Genomic DNA, 1,762 nt, shown 5'->3' with positions numbered 1-1,762 from the left:
CCGAGGTTGTCGTCTGCTGCAATCTGCAATGTGCCGGCGTTGATCGTGGTGCCACCGGTATAGGTGTTCACGCCGCTCAGTACGGTCGTGCCCGCGCCGATCTGCTCAACCTGACCGGTGCCGGAGATCACGCCTGCTTCGGTCATCGTCGAGCCGGAGGCTGGGTCGAAGGCGAGCGTGGCGTTGTCGGTGACGTTGCCTGTGATCGAGCCGTTCGTGGTGCCGTTGCCCAGTTGCAGGGTGCCGGCGCTGACCGTCGTGCCGCCGGTGTAAATGTTTGTGCCGGTCAGCACGGCGGTGCCCGTGCCGATCTGCTGGACCTGTCCGGTGCCGGAGATCACACCGGGTTCGGTCATCGTCGTGCCAGAGGCGGGATCGAAGGCGAGGATGGCGTTGTCGGTGACGTTGCCTGTGATCGAGCCGTTGGTGGTGCCGTTGCCCAGTTGCAGCGTGCCGGCGCTGATCGTCGTGCCACCCGTGTAGGTATTCGCGCCGGCCAGGACCAGGGTCCCGAGGTCGTCCTTGTCGATGCCGCCGCTGCCGGTCAGTTGGGACGCGATCGTGGCCACGTAGCCGGCTCCGGCCGAGGTGCCGTCGCCGACGCGGATTACGTTGCTGCCTGCAGCCATCGTGATCTGGCTGCCCTGGATGAGGTAGCCGCTGGCGGCGAACTGCATGCCGCCGGAGACGACGTTGCCCAGACTGTCGTCGACGGTCACCGTGCCGGGCGTCGCGGCGAAGATCGCAAACGAGCCACTCGCGTAGGGCGCGTTGATCGCGCCGTCAACGGTCGTCCAATTGTCGTTGCCAGTCGCGGACTGCCAGGTGCCGCTGTCGCCATCGACTGCGTTGTTGTTCTTTGCACTGCTGCTGCCCCCGTCCCAGAAATTCGTGACCGCCCCAGTCGTGTTGACCAGGTTGACCTCGCCTGCGATCGAAGTCTGGATCGTGCCCGAGTCGCCGTTGGGCAGCGAGCCGATTGCGAGGCCGTTGTTGGTCAGCGTGCCGCCGTAGCTGATGATCCGGTAGATTCCCGGATCGAAACTGGCGACCGACGATGAGACGTTCAGCGTGCCGGCCAGCGTCAGGTTTCCACCGACCGCCGTCAGGTCGTTGAACGGGCCGCCAGCGACGTTCGCCTGGCCGAAGTGATAGTCGAGAGTCGAAGAACTGGCGAGCGTGAGGCTGCCGTTGATGGTCAGCGTGCCAGGGCCGCCGCCGAGGGCAGTGTTGCCCGGCGCCAGGATGCCGTTCGTGATGTTGACGTTACCGCCGAGCGTGCCGCTGCCACCCGACGTGCCGCCGGATGAGACCGTGACGGTACTGCTCGCGTTGCCGAGCGTTCCGCTCACCAGCAGCGAGCCGTTTGTGATGGTGGTTGTGCCGGAGAAGGTGTTGCTGTCGCCGGTCAGGTTCGTTATGCCGGCGCCGGTTTGCTGGATTTGACCGGCGCCTGAAATCGCTCCGGATTCGGTTAGCATCGTGGCGGAGGTGGGATCGAAGGCGAGCGTGGCGTTGTCGATGATGTTGCCGGTGATCGAGCCATTGGTGCTGCCATTGCCCAGTTGCAGCGTGCCGGCGCTGATCGTGGTGCCGCCGGTATAGGTGTTCACGCCGGTCAGCACGGTAGTGCCTGCACCGATCTGCTGGAGTGCGCCAGTGCCCGAGATCACGCCGGATTCGGTCATCGTCGTACCGGAAGCGGGATCGAAGGCGAGCGTGGCGTTATCGGTCACGTTACCGGTGATTGACCCGTTGGTGG

1 protein-coding gene is annotated in these 1,762 nt (G+C 65.2%); it reads right to left on the bottom strand.

The window, feature by feature from the left end:
• On the bottom strand, positions 1 to 1,762 hold a 1,762-nt coding region (locus tag C7411_RS36735), incomplete at both ends, for a beta strand repeat-containing protein (protein WP_181431424.1).

The sequence above is a fragment of the Paraburkholderia silvatlantica genome (assembly GCF_003096715.1).
Taxonomy (GTDB): Bacteria; Pseudomonadota; Gammaproteobacteria; order Burkholderiales; family Burkholderiaceae; genus Paraburkholderia; species Paraburkholderia silvatlantica.
Note: the sequence above shows the minus strand (reverse complement) of the source record. Positions and strands in the feature narration are given on the sequence as shown.